The organism is Vreelandella sp. EE27 (genome assembly GCF_968206495.1).
This window is the reverse complement of sequence record NZ_OZ309109.1, coordinates 2,926,793-2,950,790: the sequence shown is the minus strand read 5'-3', so window position 1 is coordinate 2,950,790 and position 23,998 is coordinate 2,926,793. Positions and strand designations below refer to the sequence as shown.

Below are 23,998 nucleotides of genomic sequence, written 5' to 3'. Positions count from 1 at the left end.
GTCACGCGGACTGGGCGCGGATCAGCTCGCTGATCAGTCGCCTTCCCGGGTGTAGATGATCGACGAGCGTATACTCCAGCGGCCGCGGCTCATCGCACATGCTCGAGGCGATCACCTCGGCGCACAGAGGCGTGCTTGCAAGCCCACGGCTGCCGTGGGCGGCGGTGATCCAAAGCCCCGGGTGGTGGGCGCCGGGAATTGGCGCTACACGGCAGGCGTCCTTGGTGAGCGCGGCGTAGTCGCGGCGCCACTGCTCGAACACCGGCACGGGCCCGGCGTAGGGCGTTTTGTCCGGGCTCGCTGCGCGTACCGCCGCGCGCCCGGTAAGGCGTTCCGGCGTAAGCGGTCCGCTCATTCGTTCGAGTTCATCGACCCACTCGGGCAGGGCCGCGCGTAGCTCATCGATATTGCGCTGGTGGTCCGCCAGGCGAATATCGCGCTCGCCGTCGTTGGGGATGAAACTCGCCCCGAAGGTGAGCACGCCGTCCACCGGCGGGCAGAGATAGCCGCCGGCGCACACCACCCGCGTCGGCGCGTTGACGCCGTCGGGCAGCGCCAGCGAACTCACCTGGCCGCGCACCTGCTGAAAGGGGAGTGGGCGGGTCTGTTCCAGTGCATTGGCCAGGTGGGCGTTGGCGATGACCACCTGGTCGGCCTCGGCGCTCGTGGCGTTATCGAGGGTAAGCTGCCAGCCGCCGGGGGTCGGGGTCAGCGCCGTGACCTGGGCCTGGCGGTACTCGATACCCGGGTGCGCCAGTAGCGCCTGACAAAGCGCTGCAGGGCGCACCCAGCCCGCCTGCGGGTAAACCAAAGCGTGCTCGACGCTGCCCGGCACGCCCGTAAGGGGAGCGAGTGAGCCTTCGTGCGCCTTCACCACCGCCTCGCCCAGCGGGTGGCGCTTTAAAAAGCGCCGCTGGCGGCCCGCCTCCTTGTCGCTTTGCGCAATCTGCACCACGCCGCAGGGCGCCCAAAACGCGTCGTTTTTGGGCAGCCCGCCCAGCCAGCGCGCGCTGTACAAAAGCCCGGCTAAATAAAAACGGCTCTGGTCGTTGGTCTCGGCGGCGAGTTTGACGTAAAGCGCGCCCTGGCGGTTACCCGAGCCGCCAGCGCCGGGCGCCTCGGCCTCGTACACCGTCACCTCCACCCCGCGCCGGGCAAGTGCTGCCGCGACGCTCGTTCCGCCAAGCCCTGCGCCAATCACCGCGACCCGCTCGGCTTTTTGTACCGCGGGCGGGGTAAACCAGGGCGTCGCGGCGCGGCGGTTATCCACCGGGGGAGATTCGATCTCACCGGCCAGCATCTCGCGCTTGCGCCCAAAGCCCGGCACCTTTCTGATCGTAAACCCGGCGGCCTTCAGGCCGCGCTTGACGATGCCGGCGCAGGTAAAGGTGGCAAAGGTCGCGTTGGGGCGCGAGCGCGCCGCCATGGCCTCGAAAAGCGCGGGTTGCCACATGGCCTCGTTTTTCGATGGGGCGAAGCCGTCGAGAAACCAGGCGTCGACCTGGCCATCCAGCAGCGCCAGCCGCTCGGTGGTGTCGCCAAAGTGCAGGTCGAGGGTGACGCGCTCAGAAAGGTGCAGCCGGTGGATACCGCTGACCGGCTCGGGCCACTGGGCGCAAAGCACCTTTGCGTGGCGCGCAAGCGAGGGCCAGGCGCTTAGCGCCCGCTCGAGCGCCCCGCGCTCGAGCGGGTACATTTCTGTGGATAACAGATGAAGCCGAGCATCGGGGGCGGCGTGTTCTTCAAAGCAGGCCCAGGCGCAGAGCATGTTGAGCCCGGTGCCAAAGCCGGTTTCGCCGATCACGAAGGGACGACCCGGCGCCCAGCCGGCGAAGCGCTCCGGCAGGCGGTTGGCGTTCAAAAAGACATGCTCGGTCTCGGCGCGGCCATCCTCGCGAGAGAAGTAGACGTCGTCAAAGCGCGTGGAGTGCGGGGCGGCGTCATCCCAGGTGAGCTGGGGGGCGGTTAACGCTTTTAGGGGTGGTAAAGCAGGGTGGCGCTGGGTCACACGGGTATCCGTTGTCGGGGCGTAGGGGAAAGCGATTAAAAAATGACCAATTTGTTAATACGGGCGTTATCTCTCGCTTTAAGAAAAGCGTCCGCCATGTTTTCACAGAGTTTTCCACAGCCTCTGTGCAAAACCCGGCGGTGCCGCATAGCTGCCTTTGAAAATCAAGGTAATACTTTTTTGAAAGGCTTCACCGTTACGGTAGCGTAGACGCCGGCATCCACGTAGGGGTCTTGATCCGCCCAGGTTTGGGCATCGTCGAGGCTTTCGAACTCGGCAACGACCAGGCTCCCGCTAAAGCCGGTGTCCCCCGGGGTTTCGCTGTCGATGGACGGGTGAGGCCCGGCCAGTACCAAACGCCCCTCGTCGCGCAGCGCTTCCAGGCGGGCAAGGTGGTCCGGGCGCGCCGTCAGGCGCTTTTCCAGACTCTCGGACACGTCTTGACTGATAATGGCATATAGCATGGGGCTTCCTTGAACGTAAGCGAATGGGCTGGTTTTCGACCAGGCCATGATGGATGGGCCCGTTGACCGGGCGGGGCCAAGCGCTCACTATAGCGCGCTTGTAAGCCGCGAATGGGGCACGGCGGCGGGTCGTATGACCGCTGCGCGCCGTGTAACATGCGCTGTGTGAACGCTGCACACGTACTTATACGTGAAGCGCCCCTATTCTGACAAACTCCCCCTGCGACGTCATGCCTATGCCTCGACTGCCCGTCACCGTGCTGCCCACTACCTTCGATGCCGATCACCGCTACCCGGTCGATTTGCACATGCACTCCACCGCCTCCGACGGGGCGCTATCGCCCTCCGAGCTGGTGGCGCTGTGCGCAAGTCGCGGGCTCTCCTTCATGTCGCTGACCGACCACGACACCATGGACGGGGTCGACGAGGCCGCCCGCGCCGCCGAGCGCGAAGGCCTCTGCCTGGTCGCAGGTTGCGAGCTTTCCACCCGCTGGCAGGGCATCAATATTCACGTGGTAGCGCTGATGCCCGGCGGCGTTCAGGGGCCGCTGGTCGAGGGGCTCGAGTTTCAGCGCCGGGCGCGCATCAAGCGCGCCGAGGTGATCGCCGAGCGCCTCGAAAAGCTTGGCCTGCGTGACGCCCTGGCCAAGGCGCAGGCCCAGGCCGGAAGCGACCGGCCGCTGGGACGGCCGGACTTTGCCCGGGCGCTGGTGGCCGAGGGCCTGGCGCCAGACTGGGCCGGAGCGTTCAAGCGCTACCTGGGCAGCGGCAAGAAGGGCGACGTCAAAGCGCACTGGCCGGAGATTAGTGAGGCGGTGGAGTGGGTCGTGGCCTCCGGTGGCGTGGCGGCGATCGCCCACCCGCTGCGCTACGGGCTGACCCGGCGCAAGCGCGGCCAGTTGATGGATGCGTTTACCGCCGCCGGCGGGCAGGCGGTGGAGCTGGTCAGCGGCCAACAGAACCCGGACAGCACCCGGGATCTGGCCCGCCAGCTCGACGAGCGCGGACTTTACGCTTCGCTCGGCAGCGATTTTCACTTTCCCGGCAGCCACTCTGCCCCCGGCAGCATGAGCGAAATTCCGCGTACCGCGGCGCTACCCATCTGGCAGCACCCACGGCTTGTCCACATGCACCAGGCGCCCGGCGGGCTGCTCGGCGCAAGCCAGTAGCGTCATCCAGAGCGTAAGGCCTCACTAACCGCTATGCTTGAGGTAGGCCCATCCGGGCGTTTCAACAGCCAAGGAGCGAGTAATGAGCCAGTACTTTCAGATACATCCGGAAAATCCGCAAAAGCGCTTGATCGACCAGGCGGTCGAGATCATTCGAAAAGGCGGCGTGGTTGCCTACCCGACGGACTCCGGGTATGCGCTGGGCTGTCACCTGGGCGAGAAAAAGGCGATCGAGAAGATCAAGTGGCTGCGCTCGCTCGATGACAAGCATAACTTTACGCTGATGTGCTCGGATCTCTCCGAGATAGGCACCTACGCCAAAGTGGATAACGCGGTGTTTCGCCTTCTAAAGGCGCACACGCCCGGCCCCTATACCTATATTCTGGAAGCCACCACCGAGGTGCCCCGGCTTTTGCTGCATCCCAAACGGCGCTCGATCGGCGTGCGCGTGCCGGATCATCAGATCACTCACGCGCTGCTCGAGGCGCTGGGTGAGCCCATGATGAGCGTCACGCTCATTCCGGTGGACGAAGCGCTCCCGCTGAACGAGCCCGAGGAGATTCGTGAGCGCTACAGTGCCCACCTGGATTTGATCATCGATGGCGGGGCCTGCCACCTGGACCCGACCAGCGTGATCGACCTGCGCGAGCTGCCACCGAAGATCGTGCGGGAAGGGCGTGGCGACACGACCCCCTTTGAAAGCTAGGGGCGGTCGGCCCTGACGAGGGGCGCCGAGCGTTAGGACCCGGCGCCGTCCTCGTCCCCGTCTCCATTTTCATCTCCATTGCTATCCTTTGCTGGCTCATCGCCCTCACGGTCAGCGTCCTGATGCGCCTTGTCCTTTTTGCGCTTTTTCTCCTCTTTTTCCTCGCGTGGGTCCTCGCTGAATTCGTCGAGCCAGGTGCCGCAGCGCAGACAATAGCGGGCGCGCTTCTCGTGGCGGTCGTGGCCGCAACCCGGGCAGGCCTCTTCCGAGTAGCGGTCTTCACGAATCGAGCGGATCACCTGGGCGGAGAACACCCCGGTGGGCACGGCGATCACCGAGTAGCCGATCAGCATCAAAATCATGGTGATCGTCTTACCCACCGGGGTGACCGGCACGATGTCGCCGTAGCCCACCGTGGTCATGCTCACGATGGCCCAGTACATCGCGATCGGGATGCTGGTAAAACCCGCCTCTTCGGATTCGATGGTGTACATCAGCGCGGCGAAGAGCGTGACCACCATCAGGATGCTGCTGAAAAACAAAAGGATCTGGCGCAGGCTGCGGTGCAGCGCCTCCAAGAGCATACGCCCCTCGCCGACGAACTCCATCAGTCGCAGAATACGGAAAATCCGCAGCACCCGTAAAAGCCGCACGATGACCAGCGCGTGGGCGCCGGGCACCAATAGCACAAGCCAGGTAGGCAGGATGGCGACCAAATCCACTACGCCGTAAAAGCTCTTGATATAGACCGTTGGGCGTTCCAGACAGTAAAGGCGCACCAAAAGCTCGATACTAAAGGCGGCGGTGAAGCACCACTCCATGTAGAGGAAGATATCGCCATAGCGCTGGGCGTAACCCTCGACGCTGCCGAGCAAAATCACCGAGACGCTCATCAGGATCATGACGATCAGCACCAGGTCGAAGGCCTTGGCGGCGGGCGTGTCGGATTCGAAAATGATGTGGAAAAGCTGCGAGCGGATGCCTTCCGGTCCCGGCGCGAGATGAAAACTCATGGCGATATCCTTAAGTAACGAGCCCGCTTAGCTTAGCGCGCTTTCAAGGGCCAGGCGATGCGCCAGACTCAGCGCGTTATAGCCAAACGTAATGCTGGGCACGTTGGGATCGAGCGCCCGGTAAAGCGCCGCGGCGGTCGGGCGAAGCGTCTCGTCCAGGTCCTTGTGATCGGCCAGGGTTTTGTAGGCGTGCGCGGCGCTTTCGAAATGCTGGCTTTGCCCGCTGTCCTTGTAGGCGTCCAGGGCAACGGTGGCGCGGTGAAGCCACTCGCCGGGCGTTTCGGCTTCGGGGAGCGACCACTGCCCGTGGCCCAACGCATTGCCCCGGGCGGCCTTGCTCGAATCGCTCGGGCGAAGCGCGGTTTGAGCCGAAAGCGACAGCGCCAGCGACCAAAGCGCTGTGGGCGAGCCCGCCTTGAGTTCGAGCTCGACTTCGCAAATGGTGGCGCCGGCGCCGTTGCACTCGATTTGGCCTTCATCGAGCACCAGCTCGATGCGGCTATCGCTCCAGTCGATCAACCAGCTGCGCCGGTCGAAGTCGGTACTCAAACTCGGTGTCAGCGCAGAAAGCGCCTCGCCCAGTGGGCCTTCGAAAGGGGGAAGGGTCGCAAGCGCCTGGGTATCCAGCCCGTTTTCCACGGTCATCTCCCACTCGTTGCGCGTCGAGAGCCCGCCGCCGCCGTGGCCTTTGGTTTTCACCGTTTGAAGGGTTTGGGTATCACTCTGGCGAAGCCGCAACGCGATCCCGGCGCCAGCCAAATCCCCTTTGGGGGTATCGAAGTAGGTATTCTTGAGCTTTTTTTTCACCGGCTCCTGGGAAAGGGCCGGAAAGCTTAGAAGGGCATCGATGGACGCCGCAGGCAGCGCTAGCTTAAGCTCGACTTCAAGCGGGGCGTGATTTTCCATGACAATAGCTACCTTGCTTTTGTGAACATTGCGTTAAATTTTGACGTCTTTTATGAACTTTTCATGACGGGGGCGGGCGCACTCTTTATACTGGCGCCGCCATTTTCAGGCTTTCCACACTCAGGATGAAAGGCACTATGGTTACCTCCAATCCTTTTTCCGCCATGTTTGGCCGCTCGCCATTCCAGCCGCTTTTGGCCCATATCGTTAAAGCCAACGAGTGCGCCGACCAACTGTTGCCCTTTTTCGAGGCCTCGCTTGCCGGTGACTGGGAAACGGCCGCCACCCTTCGCGAAAAGGTTACCTGCCTCGAGCACGACGCGGATACGTTGAAAACCGAGCTGCGGCTCAACCTGCCCAACACCATGTTCCTGCCGGTCTCGCGCTCGGATCTACTCGATCTGATCAGCGTGCAGGATAAGATCGCCAACAAGGTGCGTGACATTACCGGCATTATGCTGGGACGTAAAATGCGCGTGCCCGACGAGCTGGCCACGCCCATGCGTGACTACATGATGACCAGCGTTGCCTGCGTGGCCCAGGCGCGCCAGGCCCTCGAAGAGCTCAAGGAGCTTTTGGAGTCCGGCTTTGGGCGCAACGTGTCGGATGTAATGCATACCATGATCCGTGAGCTGCATACCCTGGAACACCAGGCGGACGATCAGCAGGTGGCGATCCGCCGCCAGCTTTTCGAGCTCGAAAGCCAGCTTCCCCCGGTCGATGTGATCTTTCTCTACAAGATCATCGAGTGGGTGGGCGAAGTATCGGACCGCGCAGAACGCGTGGGTAGCCGACTGCAGATTTTGACCGCGCGTTAAGGGGACCGCATGCAGATTATTGCCCAATATGGCGATGTATTTATCATTCTCGCCTGTGTTTTTGGCTTTTTCATGGCCTGGGGGGTCGGTGCCAACGATGTCGCCAATGCCATGGGAACCTCGGTGGGGTCCAAGGCGATCACCATCAAGCAGGCCATCATCATCGCCGTAATTTTCGAATTTTTGGGCGCCTGGCTTGCCGGTGGTGAGGTGACCTCTACCATTCGCGGCGGCATCATCGACCCGAACCTTTTGGAGGCGAATCCGCAGTTTTTGGTTTACGGCATGCTCTCGGCGCTTTTGGCCGCGGGTATCTGGCTGATGGTCGCCTCGGCCCGGGGCTGGCCGGTCTCCACCACCCACTCGATCGTCGGCGCGATCGTCGGCTTCGCCGCGGTGGGCCTGGGGGTGGACGCAGTGGCCTGGGGCAAGGTGGGCCAGATCGCCTCGAGCTGGGTGGTCTCGCCGCTTTTGGCCGGTACCATCGGCTATGTGCTGTTCAAGTCCGTTCATCACCTGATTTTTGAAAACAGCGACCCCTTCACCGCGGCCAAGCGCTACGTGCCAGGCTACGTGTTTTTGGTCGGCTTTATCGTCGCCATGGTCACGCTCACCAAGGGGCTTTCCCACGTGGGGCTCGATTTGAGCTTTAGCCAGAGCCTGCTGCTTTCGATTCTGATCGGCGCGCTGATCATGGGCCTGGGGGTCTTGATGCAGCGGCGCATCAAGTTCGAGCAAAGTGCCAGCGACCACTTCGGCTACGCCAACGTCGAGCGGGTGTTCGGCGTGCTGATGATCTTCACCGCCTGCGCCATGGCCTTCGCTCATGGCTCCAACGACGTGGCCAACGCGGTGGGCCCGCTTGCCGCGGTGATCAGCGTGGTCAGAAGCCAGGGCGTGATCGACAGCGCCGCGCTGGTGCCCTGGTGGGTGCTGGTACTCGGCGGCGGCGGCATCGTGTTTGGCCTGGTGACCTACGGCCACCGGGTGATCGCAACCGTGGGTACTGGTATTACCGAGCTCACCCCGAGCCGCGGCTTTGCGGCAACGCTTGCCGCGGCGAGTACCGTGGTACTGGCCTCCGCCACCGGTCTTCCCATCTCGACTACCCATACGCTGGTGGGCGCGGTGCTCGGCGTGGGCCTGGCCCGCGGTATGGCCGCCCTCAACCTGCGCGTTATCGGCACCATCGTGATCTCCTGGCTCATCACGCTGCCCGCCGGTGCGGGTTTGGCCATATTGTTCTTCTTCACGTTCAAGGGCATGTTCGGCTAAAAGGGCCCCACCCTCTAGCGCGGCACCGTTTTGCTCCTTGCCCTGCGGCAAGATAGGCAAAACGGTGCCGCGCTTTTTGGGCTCTGGTAAAGTAAGTCCTTTGTCGTGACGCAAGTTTCCCATTCACCTGCTGCCGGAGAGCGGCCCCTTGGATACACGCTTCCCCTTTGTCGACTGGTTCCGCAACGCCTCGCCCTACATCAACGCTCACCGAGGGCGAACCTTCGTTATCCTGGTCGAAGGCGATGCCATGGCCTCCAGTCGCGGCGAGCAGCTGATCCAGGACCTGGCGCTTTTGCACACTCTTGGCGTTCGGCTGGTGGTGGTGTTCGGTGTGCGCCCCCAGGTGCAAAAGGCGCTGAGAGAGAGCGGCGTCGAACCGGTGCACGTGGGCGGGCGCTGGGTCGCCGACCGCGCGGTGATGGCCCAGGTGGAGCAGGTGGCGTCGCACCAGCGGCTTTGGCTGGAGGCGCGCTTGTCGCTTGGTTTGCCAAGCTCGCCGCTGCACGGCGTGGAACTGAGCGTGGTATCCGGCAACCTGGTCACCGCCAAGCCCCTGGGCGTGCGCGAGGGCGTGGATTTCGATCACAGCGGCGAGGTGCGCCGGGTGCGCGGCGGGGCCATCGAGGAGCTTTTGGCCCAGGGGTCGCTGGTGTTGTTGCCGCCGCTGGGGTTTTCCAGCACCGGCGAGGTGTTCGACCTGGACGCCTCGGAAATCGCCCAGCACGCCGCGGTCGCGCTCAATGCCGACAAACTGATTTTATTGGGCGACTCCGAAGGGCTCAAGGACGAGCAGGGCGGCCTTTTGCGCCAGTTAAGCCCGGACGAGGCCGCGCCGCGCTTCGAGAGCGCCGCGCCGGGAAGCGAGCTTGCCCGCCATTTGAGCGCGGCGTGCAGCGCGGCGCGCAAGGGCGTGGCGCGCACCCACCTGCTCTGCTGGCACGACCAGGACGCGCTGCTGGGCGAGCTCTTCACCCGGGATGGCGTGGGCACGATGATTACCGAACAGCACTACGAGCAACTGCGCCCGGCGACGCTTAACGACGTGGGGGGGCTTTTAGAGCTTTTGGAACCGCTTGAGCGGCGCGGCATGCTGGTGGCGCGCTCCCGCGAGCGCCTCGAGCACGAGATCGACGACTACCAGGTGATCGAGCGCGACGGCATGGTGATCGGCTGCGCGGCACTGCACATCTTTGCCGATGCGGCGATTGGCGAGCTGGCCTGCGTGGCGGTGCACGAAAACTACCGCGGCGGCGAGCGCGGCGAGCGGCTGGTCGAAGCCGCCGAGCAGCGCGCGCGCCGGCGTCTGCTGGCCTCGATTTTCGTGCTCACCACGCATACCGCCCACTGGTTCGTCGAGCGCGGCTTTCAGAGCGCAAGCCTCGAGGATCTGCCGCCGCTCAAGCGCGACGCCTACAACCACGCCCGCAAATCCAAGGTGCTGATCAAAACACTCACTTAACGCAGGCAAGACGGGGCGGACGAAAAACTGGATAATGGGCGCCATCGCCCAGCCTCGTAAATCGAGTAGGGCACACTCATTGATTCGGACGTCCCCCCATGGAAATCAAAGTTAACTACCTCGATAACCTGCGCCTCGAGGCGAAGTTCGACGACTTTAGCGTCGTCTCCGACCAGCCCATTCGCTACAAGGGCGACGGCTCCGCCCCGGGGCCGTTCGATTACTTTCTGGCCTCGTCCGCCATGTGCGCGGCGTATTTCGTGAAGGTGTACTGCAACGCGCGCAATATCCCCACGGACAACATTCGCCTGTCCCAGAACAACATCGTCGACCCGGAGAACCGCTACAAGCAGATCTTCAAGATCCAGGTCGAGCTTCCCGAGGATATTTCCGAAAAAGACCGCGAGGGCATGCTGCGCTCCATCGACCGCTGCACGGTGAAAAAGGTCGTGCAGACCGGCCCGGAGTTTCAAATCGAGGTGGTCGAGAACATCGACGAGGACGCCCAGGCCCTGCTGATGGGCGCCCCTGAAGGCGGCGAGACGTTCATCGAAGGCAAGGATGCGCCGCTGGAGCAGACCATCGCCCGCATGAGCGGCATTCTCAGTGATCTCGGCATGAAGATCGAGATCGCCTCCTGGCGCAACATCGTGCCCCACGTCTGGTCGCTGCACATTCGCGACGCCGCCGCGCCCATGTGCTTCACCAATGGCAAGGGCGCGACCAAAGAGAGCGCACTCTGCTCGGCGCTTGGTGAGTTCATCGAGCGTTTGTCGTGCAACTTCTTCTACAACGACCAGTTCTTCGGCGAAGAGATCGCGGGCAGCGAGTTCGTTCATTATCCGAATGAAAAGTGGTTCCAGCCGGGCCCGGACGACGCGCTACCCGAGGAGATCCTCGACGCGCATACCCTGGCGATCTACAACCCGGAAGGCGAGCTTGCCGGCTCGAACCTTTATGACACCAACTCCGGACGCGTGGATCGCGGCATCGTCTCCTTGCCCTTTACACGTCAAAGCGACGGCGAGACGGTCTATTTCCCGTCGAATTTGATCGAGAACCTGTTTTTAAGCAACGGCATGAGCGCGGGCAACACCCTGGCAGAAGCCCAGGTGCAGTGTCTTTCCGAGATTTTCGAGCGAGCGGTCAAGCGCGACATTCTGGAGCAGGAACTGGCACTGCCGGACGTGCCGCAAGAGGTGATCGCGAAGTATCCGGGCATCAAGGAAGGCATCGCCGCACTCGAAGCCCAGGGCTTTCCGGTGCTGGTCAAGGACGCCTCGATGGGCGGCCAGTTCCCGGTGATGTGCGTCACATTGATGAACCCGCGCACCGGCGGCGTGTTCGCTTCTTTCGGCGCCCACCCGCGTTTCGAGGTGGCGCTGGAGCGAAGCCTCACCGAACTTCTGCAGGGCCGCAGTTTCGAAGGCCTCAATGATCTGCCGCTGCCGACCTTCAACTCCCAGACCGTGGCCGAGCCCAACAACTTCGTCGAGCACTTCATCGACTCCGTGGGCGTGGTGTCCTGGCGCTTTTTCAGCGCCCAGTCGAACTTCGAGTTCGTCGAGTGGGACTTTTCTGAAGGCGGCACCAGGTCCTCGCAACAAGAAGCCGACACGCTCCTCGCGATCTTTGCCGAGCTCGACGCCGAAGTCTACATGGCGGTGCACGAAGATTTGGGCGCGCCGGTGTGTCGTATTCTGGTGCCGGGCTACTCCGAGGTGTACCCCATCGAGGATCTCATCTGGGACAACACCAACAAGGCGCTGGACTACCGCGAGGACATCCTCAACCTGCACCGCCTGGATGACGCGCAGCTGACGGATCTGGTCGAGCGTCTGGAAGAGAGCCAGATGGACGATCACGCCGATATCATCACGCTGATCGGCATCGAGTTCGACGAGAACACGGTCTGGGGCCAGCTCACTATTTTGGAGCTCAAGCTTTTGATCTTTTTGGCGCTGGGCCGCTTCGAAGAGGCGCTGGACTGCGTGGAGATGTTCCAGCAGTACAACGACAATACCGTCGAGCGCGGGCTCTTCTACCAGGCCCTCAACGCCGTGCTCGAAATCGAGCTCGACGACGAGCTGGAACGCGACGACTACCTGCCCAATCTGACCCGCATGTTCGGCGAAGAGACCATGGCGGCGGTGGTTGGGTCGATAACCGGCGATGTACGCTTTTATGGCCTCACGCCGACCAACCTGCAGCTCGACGGTCTCGAGCGCCACCAGCGCCTGATCGAAAGCTACAAGAAACTTCACGCCGCCCGCGCGCGTCGGGCCTCTTGAACCTGATTAACTGACCGGAAATGCCATGACACCGATGAGCCTGACTTCAATCGCTGCCGCCCTGACGCTCGTCTCCGGCGCGAGCTTCGCCCAAAGCGCCGAGCAGAGCCAAAGCGAGGTGCGAAAGCTCTACAGCGGCCAAATGATGCCCGATGAGCAGGTGGCGCTTTCGCGCCATATCGACCGGCTGTTCCCGACCCGTACGGTGAAGGCGGCAAGCTCCCCGCATCAGTTCGGCCAGCGCGACGCCTCATTAGAGAACTTCTCGCTGATCCATGAAGGCGTCACCTACGATATTTATGACTTCATGGCGCTCAACCGGGTGAGCGGCCTGATGGCGGTGCACGACAACGACGTGGTGTTCGAACAGTACGCCCTCGGCAACAGCGCCGAGACCCCCTGGATGTCGATGTCGATCGCCAAGTCGATCTCTTCGACGCTGATCGGCGCCGCACTCAAGGATGGCCATATCGAAAGCCTCGATGACGCGGTCAGCACCTACGTGCCCGAACTCGTCGGCAGTGTCTACGACGATGTCAGCGTCGAGCATATTCTGCTCATGGCCTCCGGGGTGGCCTGGGATGAAACCTACGCCGACCCGAACTCGGAGCGGCGCCACATGCTCGAACTCCAACTCTCCCAAGAGCCCGGTGCACTGCTGGATTTCATGGGCGGTTTAGAGCGGGCGGGGCCGCCCGGCGAGGTGTGGAACTACAGCACCGGCGAAACCCAGCTGCTCTCGGCGATCATCAACGGCGCGGTGGGTAAAAGCGCCTCCGAATATCTGTCCGAGAAAATCTGGGCCGATTACGGCATGGAGACGGATGCCAAGTGGTGGCTCGATAGCGAAGACGGCCAGGAAATTGGCGGCAGTGGGCTTTTGATCACGCTTGCCGACTACGCTCGCTTTGGCCAGTTCGTGCTGGATGAATATAACGCGCCCAACGTGCTGCCCGAAGGCTGGGTCGCAGAGTCGGCAAGGCCCCATGAGATCGGCGGTGAAGAGATTGAATACGGCTACTCCTGGTGGCCGGAAGGCGAGGGCGCGTTTTCGGCGGTGGGGATATTTGGCCAGTGGATCTTCATCGACCCGGACAACGACATGGTGATCAGTATGACCAGCGCCCAGCCCAAGGCGGAAGCCATGGAAATCGTGCCGATCACCGAATTCTTCCACGCGCTGAGCGATCACCTGGCCGGCGAGTAGAGTAATCCGGTTGCAACGCCTGGCCCGCTGGGCGAGGCGCAAGCCAGGTAGTTCAACCCACCCGTTCATCCCAAGGAGGCGCTCGTGTTCATCAAGGAGCAGCAGTTGGAAGGCCAGCACATCGTGCTCGAGCCACTCAATGCCGGTCATATCGAAGGGCTTGCGCGCGCGGTCAGCGACGGCGAGGCCTGGAAGCTCTGGTACGCAAGCGTGCCCCACCCGGAGGATATGGCCGCCTACGTGGAGCGCGGGATGGACGCGGCGGCGGCGGGCAACCTCGCCTACGCCGTGCGCCATATTGCCAGCGGTGACATCGTCGGCACCACGCGGTTCTACGAGGTCGATGCCGCCAACCGCCGGGCGATGCTGGGCTACACCTGGTACGCCCAAAGCGTGCGGCGTACGCCGGTGAATACCGAATGCAAGTTGTTGATGCTGGCCAACCTGTTCGAGGCATCGAATGCGGTGGCCGCGGAGTTTCGCACCCACTTTTTCAACCACGCCTCCCGCGCGGCCATCGAGCGTCTGGGCGCCAAGCAGGACGGCATATTGAGATCCCACCAGATCATGCCGGATGGCTCGCTGCGCGACACCGTGGTCTACTCGATCATCGCCGCCGAGTGGCCGGCGGTGCGCCGCCATCTCGAAAGCAAGCTGGCGCACTTCGCGCCGGCGTAACGAATCGGCCCCGAGCTGGCTTTATCCGCCAAACGAGGCCTTTATCGGGCCAAGCGCGATTTTAGGTGCGAACGCGCTCAGACCCTGCCGGACTCAGCACTAGTACCGCCAGCGGCGGCAGGGTGAGTGCAAGGCTCGCGCTCTGGCCGTGCAGCGGCGCATCATCGGCAACGATATGGCCCAGGTTGCCCAGGTTGGAGCCGCCGTAGCACTCGGCGTCGCTGTTGAGCCGCTCTTCCCAGCGACCCGCGACCGGCACGCCCAAACGATAGCCGTGGTGGGGGACGGGGGTCATGTTGGCCACCACCAGCACCGGCTCGCCGCCGGCGCTGGTGCGAAGCCAAGCGAAGACGCTATGGGTCTCGTCGTTGCTCATCACCCAGGTGAAGCCGCGCGGCTCGCTGTCCTGCTCGTGAAGGGCGGGGAGCGTCGCGTAGAGGCGGTTGAGATCGCCCACCAGGCGATGAATGCCGGCGTGTCGTGGCTCATCCAGCAGTGCCCAATCCAGCTCACGGTCGTGGCTCCACTCGCGCCACTGGCCGAACTCGCAGCCCATGAACAAAAGCTTCTTGCCCGGCTGCGACCACATGAGTGATAGATAGGCACGCAGGTTGGCGAACTGTTGCCACTCGTCGCCGGGCATCTTGCCGATCAGCGAGCCCTTGCCGTGCACCACTTCGTCGTGGGAAATCGGCAGCACGTAGTGCTCGGAGAACGCGTACACCATGGGAAAGGTCATCTCATGATGGGCGTGAGAGCGATAGATCGGGTCCTTGGCGATATAGGTCAAGGTGTCGTGCATCCAGCCCATGTTCCACTTGTAGGCAAACCCCAGCCCGCCTTCCGCCGTTGGTTGGGTCACCCCCGGCCAAGCGGTGGACTCCTCGGCGATCACGATGGTACCGGGCGCTTCTTCGCTGACCACATCGTTGAGATGGCGCAGGAAATCGATGGTCTCGAGATTCTCCTGGCCGCCGTGGCGGTTGGGGATCCACTCGCCTTCGTTGCGCGAGTAGTTGCGGTAAAGCATGGAGGCCACTGCATCCACGCGCAGCGCATCGATATGAAAGTGCTTCAGCCAATGTAGCGCCGAGGCCAGCATGAAACCGTGCACTTCCCGTCGGCCCAGGTTGTAGATATAGGTGTTCCAGTCCTGATGAAACCCTTCAAAGGGGTGTTCGTACTCATACAGGGCGGTACCGTCAAAGCGTGCCAGGCCGTGGGGGTCGGTGGGGAAGTGCGCCGGCACCCAGTCAAGAATCACGCCAAGCCCGGCACGATGGCACGCATCGACGAAGTAGGCGAAGTCGGCGGGTGTGCCAAAGCGGGCGCTGGGGGCAAACTGGCCAAGCGGCTGGTAACCCCAGGAGCCGCCGAAAGGATGCTCCATGATGGGCAGCAGCTCCACGTGGGTAAAGCCCAGCTCGAGCACGTAGGGGATCAGGTGCTCGGCCAGGTCCCGCCAGCTGTAAAGTTCGCCGTTGTCGCCACCGTGCTTGCGCCAGGAGGCGGCATGCACCTCATAAATACTCATGGGGGCAGAGGGCGCGTGCGCCTTTTCCCGCTTTTCGATCCACTCATCGTCATGCCAGGTAAACGGCGTGGTGTCGGCGACCACCGAGGCGGTGGAGGGCGGGGCTTCGGTGGCCAGCGCCACCGGGTCCGCGCGCAGGCCAAGCGCGCCATGGGCCTCCAGAATCTCGTATTTGTACGCCTCCCCCGGGCCAAGGCGTGGGATGAAAAGCTCCCACACCCCGGCTGGGTGGCGCAGGCGCATTGCGTGGCGCCGGCCATCCCAGCTGTTGAAGTGACCCACCACCGAGACCCGCCGGGCATTCGGCGCCCAGACGGCAAAGCGCACGCCCTGGATGTCCTCTACCGTCATGGGCTGGGCGCCCAGGCAGTGCCCCAGGTTGCGATGGTTGCCTTCGCCCAGCAGGTAAAGATCCGTCTCACCCAGGAGCAGGTCGAAGCTGTACGGGTCCTCGGTGATCTGCTCGCCCTGGGGCCAGCGGATGTGCAACTGATAGGGCGCGGCGTGGGGCAGCCGCGCGGCGAACAGGCCGGGGATCTGCAGGCCCGTCAGGCAGCAGCGCACGCCGCCATCCCGGTCCAGCACATCCACCCCGACAGCGCCGGGCAGGTAGACCCGCAGGTATTCGCCCTGTTCGTCGGTATGCATCCCCAATACCGAAAAAGGATCGCGGTGGGTGCCTTCGACCAGGGCAGTGGCGTCGTCTTCACTCAGCCGCAGCGTGTCATCCAGCACGGGCCGGGTAGTCGTAACATCATTCATTGGGCTCTCCTGGACTTAGCTGGTTAACAATGGCCGCCAGGCCGCGCAGCGGCACGCCAAGCCAGGTCGGGCGGTTAGCGGCTTCGTAGGCGATTTCGTAGGCAGTCTTTTCGAGCACGAACAGGTCAACGGCCGCCGCGGCGCCGTTGGCTTTCTGCCACGCGTGGGGAAGCTCCAGCGTGGCCTGCCAGTAGGCATTCAAGAACACCTGGCGCCCTTTAAGCAGATACTGCTCCACCACCTGATGACCCTTGCCGGCGCTGTCGGCTTCACTGTGGCCCCCCTGGGCCTCTTCGATCCTGGCGTAGGCGTAATCGAAGGAGCGCAGCATACCGGCCACATCGCGCAGCGGGCTGTCCTTGGCGCGGCGCTCTTCAAGCGGCCTTGCCGGCTCACCCTCGAAATCGATGATATAGGCATCGTCGTGGGCCACCAGTACCTGGCCAAGATGCAGGTCGCCATGGATACGGGTGACGAGGCTTCCCTCGGCAAGCGCGGCCATGTAGTCGATGGAAGAGAGGAGTTCGTCACGCTTGGCCAGAACGCTTGCGGCAAGCTGCTGGTCGGCAGCATCGGCGGCGCCCATGTGCCGTTCAAGCAGCGCCAGCGCTTCTTCGACGCGCTGCGTCACGCGCTCTTTCCAGTGTGTGACCTGGGCGGGCCCGGCTACTTCGCTGGCAAACGCCGGGTCACCGGTAGGTAGCGCCAGCACCCTATGCAGCTCGCCCAGGCGCTGGCCCAGGGTAGCGGAAAAGGCTTCCAGCTCATCGAACGCGCCGTAACGTGCCTTATCCTTCACGAGTTCATGGGACTGCTCGTCCGCCAGGGCTTCGCGAATCGCGCGCTCGAGGGTCGAGCGGGTCCATGACCACGCATCGCCCTGGTTATCGATAAACCCTTGCACAATCATCAGGGTCTGCGGCGTGCCCTGCTCATCGACCTGGGTCACTTCCCCCAGTAGCGGGGCGGTGTTGATAAAGCCCCGCTCGGTCAGGTAACGGCCGATCTCGGCTTCCGGGTGAACGCCGGATTCCAGACGACGAAACAGCTTGAGCACCAGTTGATGGTTGATCACCACTGAGCTATTGGACTGCTCGGCGCCCTGCTGGGCAATCTCCGGGTGCTCGGGCAGCGAAAGCTCGACAAGCGCCGGCGTTGGCAGAAAGTGGATAGCGCCTCTCGCGCTTGGCAATACCACGGACTGGCGCAGGGCATCCAGAACGGCCAGGGTAAAGGCGTCCAGCGTCAGCGCATCGGTGAGCAGACCCACTTCATGGAAGCGGCGTACCCGCGCCATGGCAAGCTGTTGGGCAAGAGGACTGCTCTGCTCATCCTCAGCCAGAAACGCCAGCGGTAGCTGATAGCGCTCGCTTCCCTGGGCATGGGTGATCTCGAGCTCGCTGAGTAGCAGGGTATGGCCGCTGTGCTCAAAACTTGCAAGCGCGTGCAGATGAATCGCCTCGACGCGCGCCTGCTTGGCCGCAAACCAGCGCCGCTTGGTCAGGTAGTGCGGCAAGGTCTCGCGCTCGAGAAGCTGCCTTGAGGCGCCTTCGAAAATCTCCTCGAGACGCTTTTTGATGATCAGGGTGACAAAATCCGGCATCGGCGCGGGTACCGGCGTATGCCACGCGGGCATGGCGGTTGCCGGGGCCAGCAGGAACCAGAAGAAACCGTAGGGTGGCAGTGTGAGCAGATAAGGCAAGCTGCCCACCGGCGGAAACGCGCTGCCGCCGACCATCTCTACCGGCACTTGCCCTGCAAAAGCGGAAAGATCGAGCTCGACCGCCTGGGCAGTGCTGGCCACGTTGGCCACGCACAGCAGGGTTTCGGACTCGCCGTTATCCAGGGTCATCTCGCGCAGGTAGGCGAGAATATGCCGGTTGGCCGGATAGAGCGGGCGCATGGCGCCGCGGCTGAAAGCGCGGTGCTGGCTGCGCACCGCCAGCAGGCGGCGCTGGTTGTTGAGCAGCGAGTGCGCATCGCGGGTCTGGGCCTCGACATTAACGGTCTGATAACCGTAGAGCGGGTCCATGACCGGGGGAAGTACCAGTTGGGCCGGGTCGGCGCGGGAGAAGCCGCCGTTGCGGTCGACCGACCACTGCATCGGTGTGCGTACGCCGTCACGATCGCCCAGGTAGATATTGTCCCCCATGCCGATCTCGTCGCCGTAATACAGCACCGGCGTACCCGGCATTGAAAGCAGCAAGCTGTTGAGTAGCTCAATGCGCCGCCGGTCACGTTGTAAAAGCGGTGCCAGGCGCCGCCGAATCCCCAGGTTGATACGCGCCCGGCGGTCAGAGGCGTAGTGATTCCACAGGTAGTCACGCTCCTTGTCGGTCACCATTTCAAGCGTTAGCTCGTCGTGGTTGCGCAAGAAAATCGCCCACTGACAGTTGGCCGGAATGTCCGGCGTCTGGCGCAGGATGTCGGTGATCGGGAAGCGATCCTCCTGGGCCAGCGCCATGTACATGCGCGGCATCAGCGGGAAGTGAAACGCCATGTGGCACTCGTCGCCATCGCCAAAATAAGGGCGGGTGTCCTCGGGCCACTGGTTGGCCTCGGCGAGCAGCATACGGTCCGGGTAGCGCTCGTCGAGCACCGCACGGATCTTCTTGAGCACCACGTGGGTTTCCGGCAGGTTTTCGTTATTGGTGCCTTCGCGCTCGACAAGATAAGGAATGGCATCGAGGCGCAGGCCGTCGACCCCCAGGTCCAGCCAGTACGCCATGACCTTGAGAATCTCGTCGAGTACCACGGGGTTGTCGAAGTTGAGATCCGGCTGGTGGGAGTAGAAACGGTGCCAGAAGTAGGCGCCGGCCACCGGGTCCCAGGTCCAGTTGGAGGATTCGGTGTCCAGAAAGATGATGCGTGTGCCTTGGTAGGCTTGATCCGTGTCCGACCAGACGTAGAAGTCGCGCTCCGGCGAGCCGGCAGGGGCGTTGCGCGCACGCTGGAACCACTCGTGCTGGTCGGAAGTATGGTTGATGACCAGCTCGGTAATCACGCGCAGCCCGCGCTGGTGCGCCTGTTCGATGAAGCGCTTGGCATCGTCGAGCGTGCCGTAGTCGGGGCTGACGCCGGTATATTCGGCGATATCGTAGCCGTCGTCGCGCCGGGGCGACGGGTAGAACGGCAGTATCCAGATCGTGTTGACGCCCAGGCTTACGATATAGTCGAGCTTCTGGATCAGACCTTCAAAATCGCCGATGCCGTCGTCGTTGGCGTCAAAGAACGACTTGACGTGCACCTGATAGATCACGGCGTCCTTGTACCAGAGTGGGTCATCGAGGAAATCCATCGCCTCGACGGCGTGTGTTTCGCTACTGGCATCCATCATTGGCTTACCCTCTCCGCTGTCTTCAATAGGTATAAATCAATAAGAAATCTTTGGCGTTTAAACGGCTAGTCCGCCGCCCGGATGCGCCAGATGGCGAACGGCAGCACCGCGGGGTCGAGTCGAATCGACTGCCACTTGCCCTGCCAGGTCCAGCGCCGGCCGCTCATCAGGTCTTCGACATGAAGGGTGGCATCGTCGGCCAGGCCGAGTAACGCCAGCGGCAGTTCAAGGGCGCCCTCCTGAGGTTCGAACGGGTCCAGATTGACGGCCACTAAAATGACGTTATCGAGCGCGTCGGTGTGCTTGCTGAAAAGCAGCACCCGGTCGTTAAGAACGCTTTGAACGTCGAGGTTCAGGTGGGTGTGCAGGGCCGGATTTTCGCGCCGGATCCGGTTGAGCTGAGTAATCTCGTAGACGATATTGCCGGGCGCCTGGTAATCCCGGGGGCGAATCTCGTACTTCTCGGAATCGAGATACTCTTCCTTGCCGGGCACCGGGGCGCCTTCACAAAGCTCGAACCCGGAATACATGCCCCAAAGCCCCGACCCCATGGTGGCAAGCGCTGCACGCTGCAAAAAGCCAGCACGTCCGGACGACTGCAGGAAGTAGGGGTTGATATCCGGCGTATTGACGAAGAAGTTGGGACGGTAGCCGTCACGCAGCGGCGCTTCATTGAGCTCGGTGAAATATTCGGTCAGTTCGGCCTTGGTATGACGCCAGGTAAAGTAGGTATAGCTCTGGGTGAAGCCAAGCTTGCCCAGGCGCAGCATCATGGTTGGGCGAGTAAAGGCTTCCGCCAGGAACATCACGTCGGGGTCGCGGGCGCGGATATCGGCGATCAGCCACTCCCAAAAGGGCAGCGGTTTGGTGTGCGGGTTATCGACGCGAAAGATTTTTACTCCTTCATCGACCCACGCCTGGACCACGTCACGCAGCTCGCGCCAAAGCCCGGGCACCGCGTCCTCGGCGTAGAAGTCGACGTTGACGATGTCCTGATACTTTTTGGGCGGGTTCTCGGCGTAGCGAATCGTGCCGTCGGGCCGCCAGGAGAACCAACCCGGATGCTCGGCAAGCCAGGGGTGATCCGGGGAGCACTGAATGGCGAAATCGAGCGCGATCTCCAGGCCGTGTAGGCTCGCTGCGCGCACCAGTTCGCGGAAATCCTCACGGCTGCCAAGCTCCGGATGAATGGCCTCGTGGCCGCCCTCGTCGCTTCCGATCGCGTAGGGGCTGCCTGGATCCGTCGGGCCGGCCTCGAGGCTGTTGTTGGGCCCTTTGCGGTGCTTTCGCCCGATAGGATGAATGGGCGGGAAGTAGAGCACATCGAAGCCCATGTCGCGGATCAACGGCAAGCGCCGGTGTACATCCTTGAACGTGCCGTGGCGGCCGGCATCCAGCGTCTCCGAGCGTGGAAAAAGCTCGTACCAGCTGGCGAAGCGTGCCCGCAGGCGCTCCACCTCCATAGGGTAGTCGGCATGGGTGCGGGTCAGGTGGGGGCGCGGGTCGGCATCGCTCATCAGCCGCGCGGTATCGCGTTCGAGCAGCAGCGCCACCCGGGCGCCTTCGTCCGCCGCCTGGGCCAAGGCGTCCAGGCGCTGCTCGAGGGCTTGGCATAGCGGGGCGCTTGCCCGGGCGGCGGCGCGCTCGAGCAGCAGGCGGCCCTCCTCGAGCTCCAGGGCGATGGGCACGCCGGCAGCGTGCTTTTTGGAAAGCTCGTAGCGGTAGGTGGCGAAAACGTCCCACCAGGCTTCGATATAAAAGACGTGGCGGCCTACCCGAGTGGGGGTGAAGTGGCCCTCCCAGCGGTCGAGCCCCAAGGGCTTGGCGAGCTGCATCGGGGCACGCTGCTCCTGGCCCTGATCGTCGACCCAGCCGATTTCGGCGGCCAGCACGTCGTGGCCGTCGGCAAAGATAGTCGCCGAGACGCGCACCGGCTCATCGACGGTGGCCTTGGCGGCGAAACGGCCATCCTCCAGGGCCGGGGCGACGGCCTCGATGGCGATGCGCGGTGCGTGAACGGCCCGGGACAGCGCATCGCTTTCGCGGGGGACGTCATGATGTATCGAAGCCATAGCGTAGCTCTCCTTGCTCAAAGGCATGTCGGATGGACCTAACGGCCAGGCGCGCGGGGGCCGGTGGCGCTGACGAGTTCCAGAAGCGCCAGCGAATGGCTGGCCAGGGCAAACGCCTCGCCGGGGGCGTCGAGTTCCAGATCATCCGGTCGGGCGTTGTCCAGACGGCAGTGCCAGCGGCCCAGGGCTTGCTCGGGCAGGGTGAAGCGCACGTCCTCATCGCCGGCGTTGAACAGCAGCAAAAGGGTGTCATCGGCCCCGGCCCGGCGGATGCCGCTTGGCTGGGCGCGGCCGTCGAGCAGAAGCCCCAGCACGCGCAGGCTCGGGTCTTCCCAGCGCTCCACGCTCATCTCGTCGCCGTCCGCGGCAAGCCAGGTCACTTCCTTGAGGCCCAGCTCCTCGTTGTACTCGCCGCTGAGAAAGCGGCCGCGGCGCAGAATCGGGTAGCGAAGGCGAAGGGCACTCACCCGACGGACGTACTCGATCATGGCGTGGGCGTCGCCTTCGAGGTTCCAGTCGAGCCAGCTGATCTCGTTGTCCTGGCAGTAGGCGTTATTGTTGCCCTGCTGGGTGCGCAGCAGTTCGTCGCCGGCCAGCAGCATCGGCGTGCCCTGGGAAAACAGCGTCGTGGCGATCATGTTGCGGATTTGGCGCAGGCGCAGCGCCTTGATCTCGCTATCCTCGGTGGGGCCTTCCTCGCCGTGGTTAAAGGAGATGTTGTGGCCGTGGCCATCCTGATTGTTTTCGCCGTTGGCGTCGTTGTGCTTGTCGTTGTAGGCCACCAGGTCATACAGGGTGTAGCCATCGTGGGCGGTGACGAAATTCACAGAGGCGAACGGGCGCCGCCCCCGGCGCTTGAAGATATCCGCCGAGCCCATCAGCCGGGCGGCAAGCTCTTGAAGCTGGCCTTCGTCGCCGCGCCAGAAGGCGCGCACGCAGTCGCGGTAACGATCGTTCCACTCCGCCCAGCCCGGGGGAAAGCCGCCTACCTGATAGCCGCCGGGGCCGCAGTCCCAGGGCTCGGCGATCAGCTTCACCCGGCCGAGCACCGGGTCCTGGCGGCAGGCGTCGAGAAAGCCGCCGCCTTCGTCGAAGCCATGGGGCTCGCGGCCCAAAATCGTTGCCAGGTCGAAGCGAAAACCGTCCACGCGCATTTCGGTGGCCCAGTAGCGCAGCGAGTCGGTGACCATTTGCAGCACGCGCTGATGGCTCAGGTTCAGGGTGTTGCCGGTACCGGTGTCGTCGATGTAGTAGCGCGACTCTTCCGGCATCAGCCGGTAGTAGGAGGCGTTATCGATCCCCTTGAGTGAGAGCGTCGGGCCGAGCTGGTTGCCTTCGGCGGTGTGGTTGTAGACCACATCGAGAATCACTTCCATGTCGGCGGCGTGGAAACGTGCCACCATCTCCTTGAACTCGTTGACACTCTCGCCGGAGAGATAGCGCGAGTGCGGCGCGAAGAACCCCAGGGTGTTGTAACCCCAGAAGTTATGCAGCCCCTGCTCCTGCAGGCGCTGGTCGTCGACGAAGGCGTGGATGGGCAAAAGCTCGATCGATGAGACCCCCAGCGAACGGATGTAGCCCACCACGTCATTGACCATCAACCCGGCGAAGGTACCGCGCAGTGCCTCGGGCACGGCGGGGTGGCGCATGGTGTAGCCCCGCACGTGAGTCTCATAGACGATGGTGTGATCCCAGGGCAGCTGTACCTCACGCGAGCGCCCCCAAGTGAAGGCCGGGTCGACCACCTTACAGCGGGGCATGAACGGGGCGCTGTCGCGCTCGTCGAAGCTCAGGTCCGACTCTTCGTGGCCGATGGTATAGCCAAATAGCGCGTCGTCCCACTGGATTTCGCCGACGATCTGCTTGGCGTAGGGGTCGAGCAAAAGCTTGTGATGGTTGAAGCGGTGGCCCTGTTGCGGCGCGTAGGGGCCATACACCCGATAGCCGTAAAGCAGGCCCGGGCGCGCGTCCGGTAGATAGCCGTGCCATACCTCGTCGGTGTATTCGGGAAGCTCGATGCGCTCGATCTCGTGCTCGCCGGTAGCGTCGAACAGGCAAAGCTCTACCCGGGTGGCATGGGCGGAGAAAAGCGCGAAATTCACCCCCAGCCCATCCCAGGTCGCGCCCAGCGGAAAAGACCACCCTTCGTGCACGCGGGAGCGGCGCATCACGCTAGGCGATTCATCGGCGGCTACGGTGCTGTCGCCATCCCGCGGCGTCTGGCTTATCGTCATCGTCTTCATTCCTTGAGCCCTGGTGGCTCGCAGGGGGCGGTGTAGGCCGCCCCGGCCCAACA

The 23,998-nt window shown here is 63.3% G+C and carries 16 protein-coding genes; 8 read left to right on the top strand and 8 right to left on the bottom strand.

The features are described 5' to 3' along the window. Nucleotide 1: 1 nt before the first annotated feature. Nucleotides 2-2,008 (bottom strand): bifunctional tRNA (5-methylaminomethyl-2-thiouridine)(34)-methyltransferase MnmD/FAD-dependent 5-carboxymethylaminomethyl-2-thiouridine(34) oxidoreductase MnmC, encoded by a 2,007-nt coding sequence (mnmC, locus tag ACWHVV_RS13780; RefSeq protein ID WP_447926749.1) that lies wholly within the window; start codon nucleotides 2,006-2,008, stop codon nucleotides 2-4. Nucleotides 2,009-2,172: 164 nt separating this feature from the next. Then, nucleotides 2,173-2,472 carry a YciI family protein gene (locus tag ACWHVV_RS13775; protein WP_447926748.1) on the bottom strand — a complete coding sequence of 100 codons (300 nt, stop codon included), beginning with the start codon at nucleotides 2,470-2,472 and terminating at the stop codon, nucleotides 2,173-2,175. A 236-nt stretch (nucleotides 2,473-2,708) separates the two neighbouring features. On the opposite strand from ACWHVV_RS13775, the gene ACWHVV_RS13770 reads away from it, so the two are divergent. After that, complete coding sequence (locus ACWHVV_RS13770; RefSeq protein ID WP_447929158.1) at nucleotides 2,709-3,641, top strand: PHP domain-containing protein; 933 nt, start codon at nucleotides 2,709-2,711, stop codon at nucleotides 3,639-3,641. Between the two features lie 82 nt (nucleotides 3,642-3,723). After that, a complete protein-coding gene (locus ACWHVV_RS13765; protein ID WP_447926747.1) occupies nucleotides 3,724-4,347 on the top strand; it encodes an L-threonylcarbamoyladenylate synthase in 624 nt (207 codons plus the stop codon). Nucleotides 4,348-4,379: 32 nt separating this feature from the next. Here ACWHVV_RS13765 and ACWHVV_RS13760 read toward each other — a convergent pair whose 3' ends face one another. Then, a complete protein-coding gene (locus tag ACWHVV_RS13760; RefSeq protein WP_447926746.1) occupies nucleotides 4,380-5,360 on the bottom strand; it encodes an ion transporter in 981 nt (326 codons plus the stop codon). A 27-nt stretch (nucleotides 5,361-5,387) separates the two neighbouring features. After that, complete coding sequence (locus ACWHVV_RS13755; RefSeq protein ID WP_447926745.1) at nucleotides 5,388-6,266, bottom strand: CYTH domain-containing protein; 879 nt, start codon at nucleotides 6,264-6,266, stop codon at nucleotides 5,388-5,390. Nucleotides 6,267-6,403: 137 nt separating this feature from the next. On the opposite strand from ACWHVV_RS13755, the gene ACWHVV_RS13750 reads away from it, so the two are divergent. From ACWHVV_RS13750 to ACWHVV_RS13725, 6 genes are all read left to right on the top strand, one after another. Further along, entirely contained in the window at nucleotides 6,404-7,084 is a 681-nt protein-coding gene (locus ACWHVV_RS13750) for a TIGR00153 family protein (RefSeq protein ID WP_447926744.1), read from the top strand. A gap of 9 nt (nucleotides 7,085-7,093) precedes the next feature. Next, a complete protein-coding gene (locus ACWHVV_RS13745; protein WP_447926743.1) occupies nucleotides 7,094-8,359 on the top strand; it encodes an inorganic phosphate transporter in 1,266 nt (421 codons plus the stop codon). Nucleotides 8,360-8,507: 148 nt separating this feature from the next. Continuing rightward, nucleotides 8,508-9,821, top strand: coding sequence for an amino-acid N-acetyltransferase (argA, locus tag ACWHVV_RS13740; protein WP_447926742.1), 1,314 nt, complete (start codon nucleotides 8,508-8,510; stop codon nucleotides 9,819-9,821). 98 nt (nucleotides 9,822-9,919) lie between these two features. Continuing rightward, nucleotides 9,920-12,112, top strand: coding sequence for an OsmC domain/YcaO domain-containing protein (locus tag ACWHVV_RS13735; protein WP_447926741.1), 2,193 nt, complete (start codon nucleotides 9,920-9,922; stop codon nucleotides 12,110-12,112). Nucleotides 12,113-12,146: 34 nt separating this feature from the next. Then, entirely contained in the window at nucleotides 12,147-13,319 is a 1,173-nt protein-coding gene (locus tag ACWHVV_RS13730) for a serine hydrolase domain-containing protein (RefSeq protein WP_447926740.1), read from the top strand. A gap of 84 nt (nucleotides 13,320-13,403) precedes the next feature. After that, the gene (locus ACWHVV_RS13725) at nucleotides 13,404-13,997 is read left to right on the top strand and encodes a GNAT family N-acetyltransferase (RefSeq protein WP_447926739.1); all 594 of its coding nucleotides are present in this window, start codon (nucleotides 13,404-13,406) and stop codon (nucleotides 13,995-13,997) included. Nucleotides 13,998-14,058: 61 nt separating this feature from the next. Here ACWHVV_RS13725 and glgB read toward each other — a convergent pair whose 3' ends face one another. The 4 genes from glgB to glgX form a co-directional block, all read right to left on the bottom strand. Continuing rightward, nucleotides 14,059-16,293, bottom strand: a complete 2,235-nt coding sequence (glgB, locus tag ACWHVV_RS13720; protein WP_447926738.1) for a 1,4-alpha-glucan branching protein GlgB — start codon at nucleotides 16,291-16,293, stop codon at nucleotides 14,059-14,061. Beyond that, the gene (gene treS, locus ACWHVV_RS13715; protein ID WP_447926737.1) at nucleotides 16,286-19,630 is read right to left on the bottom strand and encodes a maltose alpha-D-glucosyltransferase; all 3,345 of its coding nucleotides are present in this window, start codon (nucleotides 19,628-19,630) and stop codon (nucleotides 16,286-16,288) included. The genes glgB and treS overlap by 8 nt, the downstream gene beginning before the upstream one ends. Before the next feature lie 65 nt (nucleotides 19,631-19,695). Beyond that, complete coding sequence (locus ACWHVV_RS13710; protein ID WP_447926736.1) at nucleotides 19,696-21,702, bottom strand: alpha-1,4-glucan--maltose-1-phosphate maltosyltransferase; 2,007 nt, start codon at nucleotides 21,700-21,702, stop codon at nucleotides 19,696-19,698. A gap of 38 nt (nucleotides 21,703-21,740) precedes the next feature. Next, the gene (glgX, locus tag ACWHVV_RS13705) at nucleotides 21,741-23,936 is read right to left on the bottom strand and encodes a glycogen debranching protein GlgX (protein WP_447926735.1); all 2,196 of its coding nucleotides are present in this window, start codon (nucleotides 23,934-23,936) and stop codon (nucleotides 21,741-21,743) included. Nucleotides 23,937-23,998 lie beyond the last annotated feature (62 nt).